This window comes from Streptomyces sp. NPDC087270, from assembly GCF_044744625.1.
Classification (GTDB): Bacteria; Actinomycetota; Actinomycetes; order Streptomycetales; family Streptomycetaceae; genus Actinacidiphila.
Genome location: NZ_JBIUYR010000020.1, coordinates 44,269 through 61,946, shown reverse-complemented (window position 1 = coordinate 61,946; position 17,678 = coordinate 44,269). Strand labels below are relative to the sequence as shown.

The 17,678-nt window shown below is 73.7% G+C and carries 10 protein-coding genes; 3 read left to right on the top strand and 7 right to left on the bottom strand.

Annotated elements, in window-relative coordinates; translation table 11 throughout:
- Genes ACIPAE_RS32105 through ACIPAE_RS32095 form a run of 3 tightly spaced genes read right to left on the bottom strand, consistent with a single transcriptional unit; the run spans nt 1 to nt 3,180 of the window.
- Nucleotides 1–909, bottom strand: coding sequence for a carbohydrate ABC transporter permease (locus ACIPAE_RS32105; RefSeq protein ID WP_329362066.1), 909 nt, complete (start codon nt 907–909; stop codon nt 1–3).
- On the bottom strand, nt 899–1,882 hold the full coding sequence (locus tag ACIPAE_RS32100; RefSeq protein WP_329362068.1) for a sugar ABC transporter permease: 984 nt from the start codon (nt 1,880–1,882) through the stop codon (nt 899–901). Before ACIPAE_RS32100 ends, ACIPAE_RS32105 begins: the two co-directional genes overlap by 11 nt.
- Nucleotides 1,882–3,180 carry an ABC transporter substrate-binding protein gene (locus ACIPAE_RS32095; protein ID WP_402450047.1) on the bottom strand — a complete coding sequence of 433 codons (1,299 nt, stop codon included), beginning with the start codon at nt 3,178–3,180 and terminating at the stop codon, nt 1,882–1,884. Before ACIPAE_RS32095 ends, ACIPAE_RS32100 begins: the two co-directional genes overlap by 1 nt.
- Nucleotides 3,181–3,362: 182 nt before the next feature.
- Between ACIPAE_RS32095 and ACIPAE_RS32090 the strand changes: the two genes are divergently transcribed.
- The gene (locus tag ACIPAE_RS32090) at nt 3,363–4,412 is read left to right on the top strand and encodes a LacI family DNA-binding transcriptional regulator (RefSeq protein ID WP_402450211.1); all 1,050 of its coding nucleotides are present in this window, start codon (nt 3,363–3,365) and stop codon (nt 4,410–4,412) included.
- Between the two features lie 130 nt (nt 4,413–4,542).
- Here ACIPAE_RS32090 and ACIPAE_RS32085 read toward each other — a convergent pair whose 3' ends face one another.
- Complete coding sequence (locus tag ACIPAE_RS32085; protein ID WP_402450045.1) at nt 4,543–5,442, bottom strand: LysR family transcriptional regulator; 900 nt, start codon at nt 5,440–5,442, stop codon at nt 4,543–4,545.
- 122 nt (nt 5,443–5,564) lie between these two features.
- Here ACIPAE_RS32085 and ACIPAE_RS32080 point away from each other — a divergent pair, with 122 nt between their 5' ends.
- Entirely contained in the window at nt 5,565–6,653 is a 1,089-nt protein-coding gene (locus tag ACIPAE_RS32080; protein WP_402450042.1) for an alcohol dehydrogenase catalytic domain-containing protein, read from the top strand.
- A gap of 41 nt (nt 6,654–6,694) precedes the next feature.
- Here the strand turns inward: ACIPAE_RS32080 and ACIPAE_RS32075 are convergent, their stop codons facing one another.
- From ACIPAE_RS32075 to ACIPAE_RS32065, 3 genes are all read right to left on the bottom strand, one after another.
- Nucleotides 6,695–7,909 carry a protein kinase gene (locus tag ACIPAE_RS32075; protein ID WP_402450041.1) on the bottom strand — a complete coding sequence of 405 codons (1,215 nt, stop codon included), beginning with the start codon at nt 7,907–7,909 and terminating at the stop codon, nt 6,695–6,697.
- A 2-nt stretch (nt 7,910–7,911) separates the two neighbouring features.
- A complete protein-coding gene (locus ACIPAE_RS32070; protein ID WP_402450039.1) occupies nt 7,912–11,496 on the bottom strand; it encodes a protein kinase in 3,585 nt (1,194 codons plus the stop codon).
- A 526-nt stretch (nt 11,497–12,022) separates the two neighbouring features.
- Nucleotides 12,023–16,291, bottom strand: coding sequence for a collagen-like protein (locus ACIPAE_RS32065; protein WP_402450036.1), 4,269 nt, complete (start codon nt 16,289–16,291; stop codon nt 12,023–12,025).
- Between the two features lie 196 nt (nt 16,292–16,487).
- On the opposite strand from ACIPAE_RS32065, the gene ACIPAE_RS32060 reads away from it, so the two are divergent.
- Nucleotides 16,488–17,537 carry a helix-turn-helix domain-containing protein gene (locus tag ACIPAE_RS32060; protein ID WP_402450034.1) on the top strand — a complete coding sequence of 350 codons (1,050 nt, stop codon included), beginning with the start codon at nt 16,488–16,490 and terminating at the stop codon, nt 17,535–17,537.
- Nucleotides 17,538–17,678 lie beyond the last annotated feature (141 nt).

Sequence of the window (17,678 nt, the reverse complement as noted above, 5' to 3'; positions counted from 1 at the left end):
TCACTTGATGCCGGAGTTGGCGAAGCCCTGCACGAAGTAGCGCTGGGTGAAGAGGAAGAGGACGACCATCGGCACGGTGGCCATCGTGGTGCCGGCCATCAGGTAGGCCCACGCGTTCTGGTCGGACTGCTGGAAGCTGGACAGCCCCACCTGCAACACCCGCTTGTCGGGGCTGCTGGTGACGATCAGCGGCCACAGGAAGTTGTTCCAGCTCGACTCGAAGGTCAGCAGCGCCACCGTCGCGATGGCCGGCTTCACCTGCGGCGTCATCACCCTGGCGTAGATGCCGAACTCGCCGAGCCCGTCGATCCGGGCCGCCTCCTCCAGTTCGCGCGGCAGCGACAGGTAGAACTGCCGGAACAGGAAGATGGCGAACGGGGTGAGCGCCCCGGGGACGATCAGCCCCCACCACGAGTCGAGCCAGCCGTGCCCGCCGCGGCCGAGGTAGTCGTTGCCGCCGAAGAAGGGCATGCCCTTCGCGATCAGGTACTGCGGCACGACCTTGGTGTAGGTGGGGATCATCATCATGGCGAGGATCGCCATGAACAGCGGTGTCCGGCCGCGGAACGGCACCCGGGCGAGGGCATACCCGGCCATCGAGGCGAGCAGCAGGTTCAGCCCCGTGTGGCTGACCGCGATCACCAGGCTGTTCAGGGAGTACGTGCCGAACGGCGCGTAACTCAGTGCCGTCGAGTAGTTCGACCACCGCCAGTGCTGCGGGAGCAGGTGCGGCGGATAGGACGCGAGGTCCGCCTCGGTCTTCACCGAGGTGAGGACCATCCACACGAACGGGGCGATCATCGCCAGGGAGACCAGCAGCAGCACCAGGTGCAGTGCCGCCCTGCGCAGCCGCCGTGCGAGCAGCGGGTCGAGGGACCGTATCCGGCCCCGGATCGGCTCAGCGGACATCGTCCTCCCTCCCCGTCACTCGCCGGCTGATCAGCATGAGCACCAGCAGGAAGGCGAAGAGCACCACGCTCATCGCGCACGCCTGGCCCATCTGGAACTCCTTGAACGCCTTGGTGTAGATCTCGTACGTCATCACGGTCGTGGAGTTGGCCGGCCCGCCGTCCGGCGTCAGCACGTAGAGCTGGTCGAACGCCTGGAAGGAGTCGATGATCGACACCACCAGCACGAAGAAGGTCGCGGGTTTGAGCAGCGGCAGCGTGATCGACCAGAAGGTGCGGGCCTTGGAGGCACCGTCGAGCGCGGCCGCCTCGTACACGTCCTGCGGCATCGCCTGGAGCGCGGCCAGGTAGATGAGCATCTTGATGCCGACGCCCTTCCAGATCGACACCATGATCACGGCGAACAGCGCCCAGCTCGGGTCCCCGAGCCACACCGGGCCTTTCACGCCGAACCAGCCCAGCGCCGTGTTGAAGATGCCGATCCGCGGCTCGAACATCCACATCCACACCAGCGCGATCGCCACCGTGGCGGTGATGTGCGGCATGAAGATCGCCGCCCGGTACCAGGCGCGCCCGCGGATCTTGTTGTTGAGCAGGACCGCGAGCACGACCGCGATGGCCATCGCCACCGGCACGGTGAAGAAGGTGAAGACCACGGTGTGCCAGATCGAGGCGTTCCAGGTGCTGTCGGAGAAGATCGCCCGGAAGTTGTCCAGGCCGGTGAACGTGGCGGTGCCGGCGAGGATGTCGTAGTTCATGAACGCGAGCACGAACGTGGCGGCCACGGGTACGCCGATCCACCACACGAGGTGGATGGTGGCCGGGGTGAGCATGAGCAGCGCGACCCGGCGGCGGTCCCGCCCGAACTTCGGCCGCCGGCCGCCGCCGTGCCGCCGTGTCGACGGGAGCGGGAAGCCGCGCGGCGGGGGTGGGCCGCCGCGGGGGTGCGGGGCCTGCGCGGTGGGCGCGGCCATCAGGCGTCCTTGGCCATGATCGCCCGGGCCTTCTCGGCCAGCCCCTGGAGCGCCTTGGCCGGGGTGGTCCGGCCGAGCAGCGCGCTCTCCAGCGCGGGCTTGAACTCGTCGCGGATCTCCAGCCAGGACGGCACGCCGCCCTCGGAGAAGGCGTGGTCGAGGTTCTGCATGGCGAAGCCGACGAGCTTGTCGTCCTTGACGTACGCGGAGTCGGCGGCGCTGTTGACGGCGGGGAGGTTGCCGCGCTGCTGCGCGGCCTGCGGGGAGACCTGCGCGCTGGAGAGGAACTCGACCAGCTTCTTCGCCTCCTCGCGGTGGCTGGAGCGTGCCGCGACGGTGGCCAGGGTGCCGCCCTGGAACATCGCCGGGCGGGCCTGGTTGAGGGTGAACCCGGCGACCTTGTCCTCCTTGATCAGGTCGGGCGCGGCCGCCTCCATCTGCCGCCACAGGTCGTTGTGGCCGACCGCCATCGCGGCCCGGCCCTGGGTGAGCGGAGCGGCGACCGCGCTCGTGCTGGAGAAGCCGTAGTCCTCGATCCTGTCGTTGCGGACGACGTCCACCATCCACTGGAGCGCGTCGATCGCCTCCGGGGAGTCGAAGGCGGGCTTGCCGTCCTTGAACAGGTCGGCGCCGAAGGCCCACATCAGCGGCAGGAAGGTCTGCCGGATGTCGTTGCTGAGGATGTCCACCCCGGCCCGTTGCAGGGTGCCGCCCTTACGGACCGTCAACTCCTTTGCCATGTCCTTGAGTTCGGTGAGATCCTTCGGCGGCGCGGTGATGCCGGCCGCCGCCAGGATGTCCTTGCGGTAGATGCCGAGCCGGGTGTCGAGGACGACCGGCCGCGCGTAGGTCCTGCCGTCGTAGACGCCCGCCTCGACCACCCGGGAGTTGTAGACCTTGCCCAGTTCGGCCGCGCTGGTCTCCAGGTCGGCGAGCACCCCCTTCTTGGCGAAGGGCGGTATCCAGCCGACCCCGATCAGCATCACGTCGTACGGCATGCCGCCGACGATCGAGGTGGTGAGCTTCTCGTTGAGCTTGCTGTAACTGGTGTAGTCCGGTTGGACCGTGACCCCCGGGTTGGTCTTCCGGAAGTCGGCGATCAGCGACTCCAGCAGCTTCTGGCCGTCGGAGCGGTCGAAGATCGGGGTGATCATCCGGAGCGTGCCGCCGCCTCCGCCGCCGCCCGACGAGTTCGGCGCCGGACCGCCGCACGCGGCGAGCGCGGCGCCGGCCACCGCTGCCGTACCGAGGCCGAGGAAGTGTCTGCGGGACAGTGCTGCTGAGCGTGTTGGAGGCATGACTGAACTCCCGTCGGCGAGCAGGTTCGCCGTGGTAGAAGACTCGCTTGGTCTTGCGCTGACGCCAGTGCATCGATTTACTTGGCTGCGTTGCAGAGCAGACTAGAAATGTCACCAGAGAGTGTCAACATGTGTGAAACACATTGGTTATCAGCGCGAGTGAGGGTGGGGCCTTGAGTGGTGTGACGATCTACCAGGTGGCGGCGGAAGCGGGCGTCTCGCCGAGCACCGTCTCGAACCTCCTCAACGGGCGGCACGCCAAGATGCAGCCGGAGACCCGGGAGCGGGTGGAGTCCGCGATACGGAAGCTCGGCTACCGCCCGAACCGGGCCGCGCGGCAACTGCGCACCGGGCGGGTGCAGACGGTCGGCCTGATCGTGCCGTCGGTGGCCAACCCCTTCTGGGGGACCTTCGCCCGGCACTTCGAGGCGGCGGCGCTCGCCGACGGGTTCTACGTGCTGCTCTGCAACAGCGAGCGCGATCCGGTCCGCGAGCGCGGCTACGTCGAGGAGTTGTGGGACGACGGCATCGGCGGGGTGGTGCTCTGCTCCTCGCTGCCCTCGCTCGACCACCTGCGCCCGGTCGTCGAACGCGGCCTGGCGCTGGTCGCGTTCGACCGCACCGCGCAGCCGGGCGACCCGTCGACCGTGGTGAACGTCGGCACCGACAACGTGCTCGGCGCGCAGATGTCCGGCAGCCATCTGATCGAACTCGGCCACCGCCGCTTCGGGTTCGTCTCCGGCTCCATCGGCAGCGTCAACCGCTCCGAGCGGTACCGCGGTTTCCGGCAGGCGCTGGAGGCGGCCGGGCTGCCGGAGGACGCCATCACCGTCTCCTCGGCCGCCGCCACCGCGAACTTCGACGACCGCGACTCCGCGGAGATGGGCCGTACCGCGGCCCGCGAACTCCTGGACGGGGAGCATCCGCCCACCGCGATCGTCGCCATCAACGACGTCTGCGCGCTGGGCGTCTGCGCGGGGGTGCGCGACGCGGGCCTCGAAGTCGGCCGGGACGTCTCGGTCGTGGGGTACGACGACATCATGCTGGCGCAGATGGCCATGCCCGGGCTGACCACGGTCCGCCAGCCGATCGCCGAGATGGCCACGGGCGCCTTCGCGAAGCTGCGCGAGCAGACCGAGGCCGAGACGGCCACCGCCGGCCACTCGGTGCTGCACCGGCCCGAACTCGTCGTCCGCGGCTCGACCGGCCCGGCCCCCGCGCCACGGACCTGACGGCGGGGCGCGGGTCCTGACGGCGAGGCCCTGACGGCGGGGGCGGCCGGGCGCCCCACCGGAAGGCGGCGCCACCGGTGCGCCGTGCGCCGCCGGGTCGAAGGGCCGTCACCCGCCGGTCGGAGGGCCGTCACCCGCCGGTCGAAGCCGCCATGACCGCGCGGGTGACAGCCTCGACCGCGGGGGTGGGGCGGCCGGGAAGGCGGGCCAGCAGCACCCGGCGGATCTCGGGCGGCGCGCCCTCGACGCGCAGCAGGATCACACCCGGGGGCAGCGCCGCCGAGGACCGGGAGGGCACCGTCGTCACGCCGAACCCCCGTGCGACGAGCCGGAGTTTGGTCAGCCAGTCGGCCGCGTGGTGGGCGACGCGGGCCCGCCCGGGCAGGCCCGGCCAGACCCCGAGCAGCGGCTGCGCGGACGAGGAGGGGGTGGCGATCCAGGCGGCGTCCACGAGTTCGTCGACGTGCACCGCGGTGCGGCCGGCGAACTTCCCGTCCGACGCCGCCGCGACGGCCAGTTCGGTGTCCTCGACGGTCTCCAGGCGCAGGCGCGGCGACTCGCCGTCCGACGGCCTGTGCGGCGGGCGGGAGGTCAGCAGGGCCAGGTCCGTCGAGCCGGCGCGCAGCGCCCGGATCAGGGCGGGCGTGCTGCCCTCGCTCGTCGTCACGGTGATCCGCGGGTGGGCCGAGAGCCGGTCGAGCACGTCGGGCAGGACGGCCCAGCCCGCGCTGGGGAACGTGCCCAGCCGCACCGCCTCGGTCCGCGAGCCGGCGCCGGCGAGTTCGCGCTCGGCGTCCGCGACGGAGTCCAGGATGGTCCGGGCGTGGCGCAGCAGGACGAGTCCCGCGGGAGTCAGCCGCACCCCGTCCGCGTGGCGCTCGAACAAGGCGGCGTTCGCGTTCCGTTCGAGGGCGGCCGCCTGGCGCGAGACGGCCGACTGCGTGTAGCCGAGGTGGGCCGCGGCAGCGGTGAAGCTGCCGGACTCCGCGATCTGCCGCAGGACCCGCAGGCCCGCACTGGAGATGTCCATGCGCACCAGGCATACCACGCATGCTCGATCGTCGCTTCCCGCATGACCGCCCCGGTCGTAGCGTCGATACCGGAAACGCGGAGGAAAGACCCGGAATCACGGACGAAAGACGAGGTCATCACGTGCGAGCAGCGGTTCTCACGGAGTTCGGCGCGCCGCTCACGGTGCGGGAGGTGCCCGCCCCCGAGGCGGGCGGCGGTGAGGTGGTGGTCGACGTGCTGGCCGCCTGCGTGCCTCCGTACACCGCCGAGGTCTTCAGCGGCGAGCGCAACTACCCGCTGGTCCCTCCCGTCGTGCCCGGTGTCGGCGGTGTGGGCCGGGTGGTCCACGTCGGGCCGGACGCCACCCGGCTGCGGGCCGGCGACCTGGTGTGGTGCGACTCGACCGTGCGCTCCCGGGACGACGCCCTGGCCCCCGACATCACGTTGCAGGGCTGGAGTTCCCGTGGCGACGGCGGCGCACGGCTCGCCGAGCACCTGCACGACGGTTCGTTCGCCGAGTCGATGCGGGTGCCGACCGAGAACGTCTTCCCGCTGCCGGCGGCGGCGCGGTCCGATCCGGCCCGCTGGGCCGCGCTCACCGTGCACGCCATCCCCTACGGCGGGCTGCTGGCCGGCGGGCTCGAAGCCGGTGAGACGCTGCTCGTCAGCGGGGCCACCGGGAACCTCGGCAGCAGCGCGGTCGCGGTCGCCCTGGCGATGGGGGCGGGCCGGGTGGTGGCACCGGGCCGGAACCAGGCCGCACTCGACCTGCTCGCCGACCGGTTCGGCCCGCGCGTGCGACCGGTCCGGTTGACCGGGGACGAGGCCGCCGACCGTGCGGCGATGTCCGCGGCAGCCGGCGGCCCGGTCGACATGGTGATCGACCTGCTGCCGCCGCGCGCGCCCGGCTCCGTGACGCGCACCGCCGCCATGACCGTACGGGAGAACGGCCGCGTCGTCCTGATGGGCGGCGTCGGCATGCTCGGCGGCGAGGACCTCGTGCTCCCGTACCGGTGGATCATGCGCAACTCGATCACCGTGCGCGGGCAGTGGATGTATCCGCGCTCCGCGAACGTGGGCATCGTCCGGCTGCTCGCGTCGGGCGCGCTCGACCTCGCCCCCGAACGCGTCCGGTCCTTCGGGCTCGACGCGGTCAACGACGCCGTCGCGTACGCCGCGGCGCACCCGGGACCGTTCGACCGCACGGTCCTCGTCCCGCCGGCCGGCTGACCGCCGTTACGTCAGACGGCAGACGGAAGACGGCGGGCCCCTCACAGCGTCCGTCGCAACGCCGAGGCCAGCTCGGACGCCGAGGACGGTGCCGTGCCGCCGGACTCGTCGAGGGTGGTGTCGATCAGCTCGGCGAGCCCGCGTGGCAGCGACGGCACGCGGGTGCGCACTGGCACCGGCGGCTCCCACAGCACGATCTCGGCGGGGTCCATGTCCGGGGGGAAGTCGCGTGGCGTGTGGCCGGTCAGCATCCAGTACAGGCAGGCCGCGGTCGCCCACAGGTCGACGTCGGGCCGGGAGTACTTGTAGTCGAGCAGCTGGCGGCGCGGCATGAAGGCGATGCTGCCGCCGACCGCACCGGTGTGGGTGCGCCCGGACAGGCCGGCGTAGTCGAACGCCTTCGCCAGGCCGAAGTCCGCGACCTTCAGCACCGGTTGCCGGCCGGGACCGTCCAGCAGCAGGTTCTGCGGCTTGATGTCACGATGCACCAGTCCGCGCGCGACCGCCGCCCCGCCGTCGGCGCGGCGTACCGTGACCTCGGCCTCGTGGGCGTACGCGAGCCCCTCCAGGGCCTGGAGCGCCAGGGGGACGGCCGTCTCGACGGGGAGCCGGCCACCGCTGCGCCGCACCAGGTCGGCGACGCTGCCGCCGGCGCAGTACTCGCACAGCAGCCAGAACACGCCGTCGCGCGCGGCGCTGTCGTGGAAGCGGACGATGTGCGGATGGCGCAGCGCCTTCGTGCAGTCGAGTTCCCGGCGGAACGCCTCGCGCGCGGCCGGGTCGACATGGCCCTGCGGGATCAGTGACTTCACGGCGACGAGCCTGCGGGAGCATGCGTGCCGGGCCAGTTCGACCACGCCCTGCCCGCCTCTTCCCAGCTCCCGCAGGACGCGCAGTCCGGGCGGCAGGTCGGTGCGGACGTCGGGGCGCAGCACCACCCGCACGGTCGTGCCGCCCGCGCGCAGCTCGTCCCCGTCCGCCAACTCCCGTGCGCCGGCGGCCTCGTCGATCCGCTCGCCGTTGACGTGGGTGCCGTTGCGGCTGCCCAGGTCGCGCACGAAGGCGTGCGGCGGCCGGACCTCGACCAGGCAGTGCCGGCGGGACACCTTGTGCTGCTCGGCGGCGATCCGGATACGCGCGTCCCGGCCGCGCCCGAGCAGGCAGTCGACGCGCTCGGTGAACACGTGCTCGTCGGTGAGTTCGGCCCCGTCGCCGGTCCGCCCGGTGGTGACGACGAGCACCGCGGTCCACGGCACGGTCACTCCCCGTCCGCGGGTGCGAGGGTGAAGTCCCAGGCCAGCTCCCACACCCGCAGGTTCGACCCCAGGTCCGTGGTGGCGAGCAGGGCGCCGTCCCGGCTCAGCTCGATCCCGCCGACGGCGGCCTCGTGGCCCTCCAGCGTCCGCAGGCAGCGTCCCGAACGCAGGTCGTACACCTGGACCAGCCCGTCCCAGCCGCCGGTGATCGCGAACGCGCCGTCGGCGCTGAGGGTGAAGGAGTAGGGCATACCGCAGGGCAGCGAGTGGAGCACCCGGCCGGTCGCGGTCTCCCACACCTGCACCGCGCCGCGGCCCGGGGAGGCGGCCAGCCTGCCGTCGGCGCTGAAGGCGCCGGCCGTCTGGCCGGTCGCGAACGCGCCGCCGCCCCGGACCGAGTACCGCAGCGACCCGCTCGCCACGTCGAACGCCGTGGTCATCAGGCCGGCGGAGAGGAACAGGGTCCGCCCGTCCGGGCTGAAGTCCAACTCCTCGTCGCTCGATCGGGACGGCAGGGTCCAGGCGGGGCGGTCCGCGTCCAGCGGCCACAGATGGACCTCGTGCTCGCCCGAGGGCCGGAACGAGGTGTCCGCGGCCGGCCGGGTCAGGCCGTGCGTGGCGGCGAACCTGCCGTCGGGGCTGAGCGCCACCGCGCCCACCTTCCCGCCGTGCGCCCGGAACTCGCGCAGGACGGTGCAGCCGGGCAGGTCGCGCAGGCGCACCGTGCCGCCCGCGTCGCCGATGAGTATCCGGTCGCCCGCGGGGTTCAGCGCGAACGTGCTGATCCGGCCGAACTCGTCGGTGAGCAGGTACTTGCCGCCGTCCTCCAGGCTCAGCAGCCGGATGGTGCCCGTGTTGGTCAGGACCGCCAGTACTCGCCCGTCGAGGGCGAACCGGATGTCCTTGGCGTGGCCGCCCTCACCGTGGTCGAAGGTGTGCAGCCGCTCCCCGGCCCCGACGTCCCAGACATCCACCTCGCCGCTCCACCGCCCGGTGGCCAGCAGGATTCCGTCATGGTCGAGCGCGGTGGTGGCGGGCTGGGTGAACTGCCGGTGCCCGTTGTACGCGTACAGCCCCCAGGCGCCGACCAGACCTGCCCTGCGGCCGTGCGCGCCCACCCTGGCCCACTGCTGGCGCACCTCGGGATGGCGGGCGAAGCCGGGCACCTGCTGTGCGGCGCGCAGCGTCTCGGCGGCGGGCGCGTAGCGGGCCGCGTCCGCGAGGTCGCGGGCACGTGCGATCAGCTCGCGGAACGTCTCTTCCGCGGTGGTGAGTTCACCGGCCGACCTCGGGCGGGCGTAGCACCACGGCGCACGGTAGCCGGTGCCGGGCAGCGAGCGCAGTACGACCGTGGAGCGGCCGCCGAGCACGGCCATCCGCCCGTTCGCCACCAGCGCCGCGCAGTTCACCGAGCGCGCGGCGGACGGCACCTCCCGGTCGAGGGTGCGCAGGCAGCGGCCGGTGGTCGGGGCCCATGCCTGGATCGGCACCCCGGCGTCGCCGGCGGTCAGGAGGGTGGGGCCGGCCGAGGCGACCGCCATGGACCTGATGTGCCGCAACCGGTGCGGCACTTCGCTCACCACCTCGCCACGGCGGGCGTCCCACACCGTGAGCGGCCCGTCCCACCAGGCGACCACGGCACAGCGGGCGTCCGGGGAGATGCCCACCACGTCCAACCCGTGGGCCCGCACGTCCCTGCCGTGCAAAGTCCCCCGGACCGGACCGACCAGGGTGGCCAGCAGCCGCGGCCCGGCCATGTTCCAGGTGCGGACGGTGCCGTCCCGGCCGGAGTCGTCGAAGGACGCGGACACGGCGCGGCTGCCGGTACGGCTCAGCGCGAGTGAGGTGACCGGGCCGTCGTGCGCCCGCACGATGGTGGCTCCGGCACTCATCCGATCCGGTCCCCAGAGCCAGATGGTGCCGTCCTGGTGTCCCACGGCCACGTGGCGGCCTTCGCCGCTGACCGCCAGCGCGCGGACGGCGGAGTGCTCGTCCTGCAACAGGATGCGCCGGCGGCCCCGGGCCAGGTCCCAGATCTCGACGGCACCGTCCGCGCGGGCCACCGCTCCCCGGGTGCCCGTCGCGTCCACGGCGAGGTGCACGACGGCCGGCCCGTTCCGGGTCAGGGTGCGCCGCGCGTGCCTTCGGCGCCGCTCGCCGGGCACCGACACCACCAGCCGGCCCGCGCGGTCACCGGACAGCACGAGGCGGCCGTCGGCGGTGACGGCGACCGCCGACACCTCCTCGGTGTGGCCGTCGAGGTCGGTGCGGACCGGCGGCGGCCGGCGCGCCAGCTCGGCCAGCGCCGCCGCGGCGTCCGCCGAGTCCGGGTCCGCGGCGGCCGCCTCGCGCAGCAACTCCCCGGCCCGCTGGTCCTCGTGGCGTTCCAGCTCCAGGCAGCCGAGCAGGAGGGCGCCGAGGCCGGCCGGGGCGCCGGCGACACGGGCCGCCGCCAGGTCGGAGGCCGCCTGCTCGCCGGTGACGCGGCCCGAACGCCAGCGGTGCAGGCCGAAGTTGTACAGCGTCGGGAGATGGTTCGGATCGGCGCCCGACGCCTGTCGCCACAGTGCCTCGGCCTCCTCGGCCCTGCCCAGGTCCAGCAGCGAGAGCGCCTGGTTGGACAGGCCGTCCGACAGCAGGCGCACCGGCCTGGGCGCGGGCCGCGGATGGGCGGTGCCGAGGGCCGCGCGGTACACCTCGCCGAGCGTCGCCGCGATCTCGTCGAAGCCGGACGGCCGGGCCGCCGGGTCCTCGGCGAAGCACCGGCTCAGCAACTCGCCGACCCCGGCGGGCATCTGAGGCACCCGGGCGTCCTCGGCGCCGCCGCCCCGCAGGAACGTCGCCAGCGCTTCCCCGGCGACCTGTCCACGGGCGGTGAGGCGGCGTCCGGCGAACATCTCCAGGACGCTCACCGCCCAGGACCACACGTCGGTCGCCGCGGTCAGCCGGGCCGGGCCGCGCCCCGCGCCCGCCGCCGCCTGTTCCGGGGAGCAGTAGGCGGGTGTCATCCCGGCGTACGTCGCGGTCAGCGGGTCGCCGGCCGCCGCCTCCGGCCGGTTCGCCGCCGGTCCCCCGACCAGGCCGAAGTCGGTGACCTTCGCCGTGCCGTCCGCCTGGAGCATCACGTTCGCCGGTTTGACGTCCTGATGGACCAGCCCGCTGTCGTGTGCGTACGCCAGCCCCCAGGCCATCTGCACGGCGATGTCCAGGACGCGGCTGAGCGCGGCCCGGTGGCCACCCTCGTACAGCCCGCCGCCGCGTACGGCCTGCGCCAGGCTGCCGCCGTCGACCCACTCGGCGAACACCCGGGGCAGCCCGTCGATGGTGCGCACGTACACGCAGTTGACGGTGTGCGGATGGAGCCCGAGTCCGACCCAGGTGCCCGCCTCGTTCTCGAACCGCCGCCGGTCGTCCGGCGTCCGCACCCGGTCGGGGCGCGGGGTCTTCACGGCGAGGTCCACCTGCCAGTCGCGGTGCCGGACCCGGTGCACCAGGCCCATCCCGCCGTCGCGCACCACGTCGAGGACCTCGTACAGCCCGAGGACGGTGTCGCCGGGCGCCCAGATACGGGCGGGTCCGCGTGCCACGGCGGCCTCAGCCGGCGGGGCCGGGCGGCGACGGCGGCGGGGCGGCCCCCGCGTCGCCGACGTGAAGGCAGTAGCGCAGCGGCATCCGGCCGACCCTCCCCCGATATGACGTCAACTCACCAACGTCAGGTTAGTGCCGTGGCCGGAAAGGTTTTGCCTGGTTCGCGGAGTCCGGTGCGATGCGTCGCAAGGCGGAGGATCGTGCTCGTACCGGGCGTACTCGGACGACTGCGACGACGCGGCGAGGTGCCGTGCCGGGCGCCGTGAACCGGTGCACCTTTCCGGTCACGGCACGAGCGGCCGGCGCGGCCGGCGGTTCACGCTTTGCGTCGCCGGCGCACGCGGAAGGCCGGTGCCCGGGGGGTCTGCCCCGGGCACCGGCCTGAGTGACCGGCCGGATCGGCCTGGTGGGCCGGGCCGGCCGGTTCCGCCGCGATCCGCCGCCGTCGGCCGTGATCGGCCGTGATCGGCCGCCGTCAGCTGTGATCGGCCGTGATCGGCAGCCGTCAGCCGTGATCGGCCGCGATCAGTAGCTGAACTGCTGGATCTGCTGGTCGTACGCCCCGAAGGTCCACCCCGTCCGCGTCGACGGGTCGAGCTGGATGGCGTCGGCGGGCGAGGCGTGTCCGCCGAGCGTGAAGCCGGTGAGCGTACGCAGCACCTTGCCCGTGGTCAGGTCCACCACGACCAGCCGGCCACTCGCGTTGTTGTCCGGGACCCACATGCCCGCCCCGAAGTACGCGGTGCCGGCGGGCGAGGAGTAGGAGACGACGGCGATCTTGTGGGTGCCGTCGACCGCGAGCGCGGCCGGCTTGCCCAGTCGCACCGTCACCGAGTCGCCGGCGGTGGCTCCGGTGGTCTCGTCGGTGCCGGAGATGACGCCGGTGGGCACGATGTTCACGCTGATCGCGGTGGCGAACAGGTTGTAGAGCGTGCCGTTTCCGTCGGAGGCGATGCCGTGGCTGCACGCCGAGGTGCTGCCGGCCGCGGTCACCGTGCGGGCGGCCAGGTCGACACGGGCGACGGTGGCGCTGCCCAGGCAGTTGAACGGCCCGGCCGGGCGGGCCAGGAACACCGCCCCGGTGGAGGTGTCGACGGCCAGCAGCCCGTACGACCCGACGAGCACGCCGGGCAGGTCGGCGGGGATGGGCGCCGCCGCCGTCCCGGTGGACAGGTCGACCGGCAGCACCAGGTCGGCGCTGTCGGCGCCGTGCAGCAGCAGGGCGCCGCGGCCGTGCGCGGCGTCCACCCGGCCGGTGACGTAGGTGTCCTCGGCGGCGGGCAGCACGGTGGAGCCCACGAGCGTGCCGGACGCGGTGTCCCACGTCTCGACCCGCAGGTCGCCGCCCGGTGCGGAGCGGTGCACGAGCAGCACGCGGTCGGTCGTGGCGCCCACCACCTGGTAGGTGGAACCGGCCGCGGTGTCGGCGGTGATGACGGCCCCGTAGCGGCCGGTCGCCGTCGCGTAGTGCCGCACCTCGGTGCCGCCGGACGCGGTGGTGAGGGCCACCACCGAGTGGTCGCCGTCGGCCGCGAAGCCGCTCACCGACGAGCCGTCGGGGGCGAGTCCGTCGTCGAAGGCGAGCGAGGACAGCGGGGACGCCTGGCCGACCACGTGTCCGGCGCGGTCCAGCGCGAGGACCCGCACCCCGTAGCCGTCGGAGCTGCCCAGGCCGAGCGCGGACGCGTCCAGCCGGACCGTCCCGGACGTGCCGGGCAGCACCCGGTGCGCGGCCGAGGGGGTGTCCACGCCGTCGTCGTCGAGCCCGGTGCCGTTGGCGTTGGTGAACGTGTTCACCGAGCCGAACGCGGTGGGCGCCGGCGCGGAGAACTCCAGCTCCGCGCTGTGCGCGCCCGGCACCGTACGCACGTCGTAGCGCACGTCGAACCGCGGTGCGGCGCGGGTGGGTTCGGCGGTGTGGCCGGCCGCGCCGCCGGCCGCGGACAGCAGCGGGGCGTCGGGGCGCTGGGCCGCGGTGGCGCCCGCGACCCGGATCGGGGCGAACTCGCCGTACCCGGTGAGCTGCGGGTTGCCGCCGTAGCCGAACTGCGCGATGCCGATCCCGTAGATGCCGCCGCCGTCGTCGAACGCGGACGCCGGGATGGTGACGGTGCCCTTGTCCGCGGTCAGCTCCTGGTGCCACGCGGCGGTGAACAGCGGGGCGAGCTGCGGGTTCCAGTGGCCCGCGGTGGAGACGACCAGCTGCGGGCTGGAGGTCTTCGCCACCCCGGTCAGGTCGTAGGAGACGGTCACCGCGTGCCCGGCGGCGACCACGGCGGGCGCGGTGGGAGCGGCCGCCTCGGCGTAACGCCCGTCGCTCGGGCCGACGGTGAGCGTACGCTGCCGGCTCGCGACGGTGCGGCCGCCGCTGACCACCGCGTAGGTGACGGTGACCTGCCGGTCCGTTCCGGAGACCACCGGCAGCCCCGCGGCGGCCAGCAGCCGGCTCGGCGTCACCCGGATCGCGGGCGAGTCGGAGCGCAGGACGGTGTGGCCGACGGTGAGGGTGTACGACGTCCGGCCGCCGGTCAGGCCGGTCACGTCGCCGGCGAAGGTGATCGGGCCGACCAGGCCCTCGCCGTCGCCGCCCGAGGCCATGTCGCCCAGGTCGATCCGGTCCTGGTCGGTGCCCTCCAGGAAGGTGCCGCCCAGGCCGCCTTGGGTGACCCGGTGCGCGACCGACAGCCGCACCAGTGCCGGGCGGGCCGGCGCCTTGCGGCCCAGCGCCCGCTCGGCGGCGGCGGTCACGTCGATCTGCGGGCCGACGTGCAGCGTGCGGTCGATCTGCGGCGGCGTCGGCACCGCGCGGCCGGTCTGCTCCAGCAGGTCGCGGACCTGCTGCGGGCTCAGCTCGCGGCCGTCGAGCCGGCCGGCCTGAAGCACCACGGCGGCCGCCGCGGCGATCTCCGGGGCGGATGCCGAAGTGCCGCCGTTGAGCGAGACGTTCACGTCCTGCGCGGAGCCTCCCGCGGCGTGCGAGAAGGCGAGGATGTTGTCGCTGGGCGCCGACAGGTCGACCCGGCTGCCGAAGCCTGAGGAGAAGCTGCCGAAGCCGCTGAGCCGGGTCTCGGCGGTGGTGGCCGGGCCGCTGGTGCCCTGCGCGAGCGTGTCGTCGAGCGTGCTGCCGCCGGCGGCTATGGCGCCGGTGTCCGGCACCCGGGTGGGCGTGGTCGACAGCGCGTCGTCGTCGATGGTGGTCGCCGGCGAGTGGCCCGGCGCGGTGTCGGTCGGGGTGCTGCCGCCGTCCGGGCCGACCGCGGCCGGGGTGTAGAGCCGGGTGCCGTCGTTGGAGGAGATCGACACCACGATGTGGTCCCGCTGCACGATCGACGCGACGACCGAGCGGATCACCGGGTCGTCCTCCAGGTAACGGCCGGGCAGTCCCTGGGAGTCGGTGCCGAAGCCGAGGCTCGCGGTGATCACGTCCGGCTTGGGCGACTGGTCGGCCGCGGCCAGCAGCGCCCCGGCGATACGGTCGGTGGTCGGCTGCTCGGGCACCACCAGCCGGTAGTTCGCGCCCGGTGCGATGCCGAGCAGGTCGGTGTAGCCGCTGCCGGTCGCGCCGTCGCGCTGCTGGTCGTGCGGCAGCGGCGCCATCACCCCGAAGTCGAGCATGACCTCGTCGAGGGAGGGGTCCTGCTGCTCGGTGGAGGCGGCGCCGTCCAGGCCGCCGGAGTCCTTGGCGACGTACGCCGGGATCAGCGGCATCGACGGCAGGTCGAGGTAGCGCTGCCCGTGCTGGAGGACGGTGGTCGGGCCGTTCCCCTGGACGTACGTGTCGCCGGCGTCGGCCATCGACTGGTCGGTGAGGTCGCCGATCGACACGTTGGTGATGGTCTCGCCGGCGCCGGGCTGCTGGCCGAACTCGCCGCCCAGCAGGGAGTAGGCGCCGACCGCGTCGACGCCGCCGGCGTCGAGGAACGCCTGCGCGGAGTCGGCGAGGGTGTCGTTGGCGGGGAGGGAGGCGGTGCCGGAGGTGCCGGGCGTGCCGGGGGTGCCGGGCTTGCCGGGGGTGCCGGGCTTGCCGGGGGTGCCGGGCTTGCCGGGGGTGCCGGGCTTGCCGGGGGCGGCCTTCGCGGCGGGGGTGTGCGCCGCCGTGCCGGGCGCGGTCGCCCCCTTCGGGAGCTGCTGCGCGCCGCTGTTCATGGTGTTGACGTAGCGGTCGGGTTCGGCCGCGACCACGCCGGGGCTCTTCGCCAACTCCCGTGCCACGGCTGCCGCGTCCTTCCCGGAGGTGCGCAGCACATAGGTCCGGCCGAGGTCGGGTGCGGCGGTGCCCAGCCGGCTGCGGGCGGCACCGGTCAGCGTCTCGGCGGCGGACTCGGACACGCCGGGCAGCAGCGGGCTCAGTGACTGCGCGCCGACCGACTTCAGCCGCGTGTCGAGCGCGGAGTTGCTGGTGTCGGGCCGGCGCGCGGCGATCCGGGTGCCGGGCACGCCGCTCCCGGTCACCGAGGTCGCGGCGTCCAGGGTCACCAACACCTGTCCCGGCACGACGCCTTGGCGCTGGGGCGGGGGCGGGGTCGGTGCGGCGGCCTTGCCGAGCGGGGACAGGGCCGGGGCGGGCAGGTCGGTGGAGGGGTTCGCCGAGGAGGCGGTCGAGGTGGTCGAGGTGGTCGAGCCGGATGCGTCCGGCGCGGCCGGCGCGGCCGGCGCGGAGAACGCCTGAGGGTGCGGGGTCGCCGCTGACACCGTTGTCGGAGCGGCCACGGCGGTGGCGACGGCCGCGACGACCGCCACCACGGCGGCACGTGCGCGACCGGGCGCGCTGCCCGGCAGGTTGGAGCGGTGCATGGAACACCTTCCGACGGAGGGAGTGCGAGTGCGGGCGCACAGGGAAGGAACGGGCGGCGCTTCCGGGGCTGCGTCGACACGGGAACGACACCCTGTGCGGTGGAAGATGCCAACTGCGGTGGATCATGCGCAAGATGTTCACGTTGGCCTGGTTGTGCCAGGTGGCTGCGGGCCGCCACACGAGTACGGAGAAACCATGAAACTTGACGTCCTGGGGCTCGGTGCGGAAACAGAGCGCGTCTACACGGCGCTGGTCGGCCTTCCCCGGTCCAGCGCCTCGGAGCTGGCCGAGGCGTCCGGCGGCAGCACCGCCGCCGTCGCGAAGGTGCTCGCGGCGCTCGTCGCCAAGGGCCTCGCGATCCGGGCGGGCGGCAGGCCGCCGCGCTTCACCGCCGCCCCGCCGGACGTCGCGGTCACCGCGCTGATCCAGGAACGCCAGCGCCGGCTCGACGCGGCGCGCACGCTGGTGCAGCGCCTCGCGGAGACGCACCGCGAGGCGCTGCGCATCAACGACCCTGACATCGCGGTGGAGTTGCTCACCCACCGTGACGACATCAGCGCGGCCGCCGGACGGCTGATCAACGAGGCGGAGCGCGAGGTGCGGGCGTTCGACCTGCCGCCGTACATCGACCGGCCGGGCAGCAACCTCCAGCACCAGTTGCGGCGGCAGCGCATCGGGGTGGCGCACCGGGTGATCTACTCGCGTGACGCGGTGGCGTGGCCGGGCCGGCTGCTCGACGACATCCTGCCGAGCGTGCAGGCCGGTGAACAGGCGCGGGTGCGCGGCGAGTTGCCGTTGAAGCTCGTCATACGCGACGACGTGGCGGCGCTCATCCCGTTCAGCCTGTCGGCCGGCGGTCACTCCGCGGCGTACCTGGTCCACCCGTCCCCGATCCTGGCGGCGCTGGAGGCGCTGTTCGAGGCGGAGTGGGACCGGGCGGTGCCGCTCGGCACGGGCGGGCCGGGGCTCTCGCAGGGGGCCGCGGGGGCGCCGGGGGCCGCGGGAGCCGGGTCCGGCGGGGTCGCCGGGTCCGCCGGGTCCGCCGGGTCGTCGGCTGCGCCGAGCGAGGAGACCAGGACCCTGCTCATGCTCCTCACCTCCGGGCTGACCGACGCCGCGATCGCCAGAACCCAGGGGTGGAGCCCGCGCACCACGCAGCGGCGCATCCAGGCCCTGATGACCGCCCTCGGCGCGACCACCCGCTTCCAGGCCGCCCTGGCCGCCGCCCGCCGCGGCTGGGTGTGACGGTGTGACCTCGCGCCGCCCCACCGCACCCCCGCCCGATCAAAGACCTTGCGCTCAGGGCGCCTTGCTCCGTCCACCGCACCCCCGCGTCCACCCGTTCCATAACGAAACGATAACGGGTCTAGTCCAGATTTCAGAGGT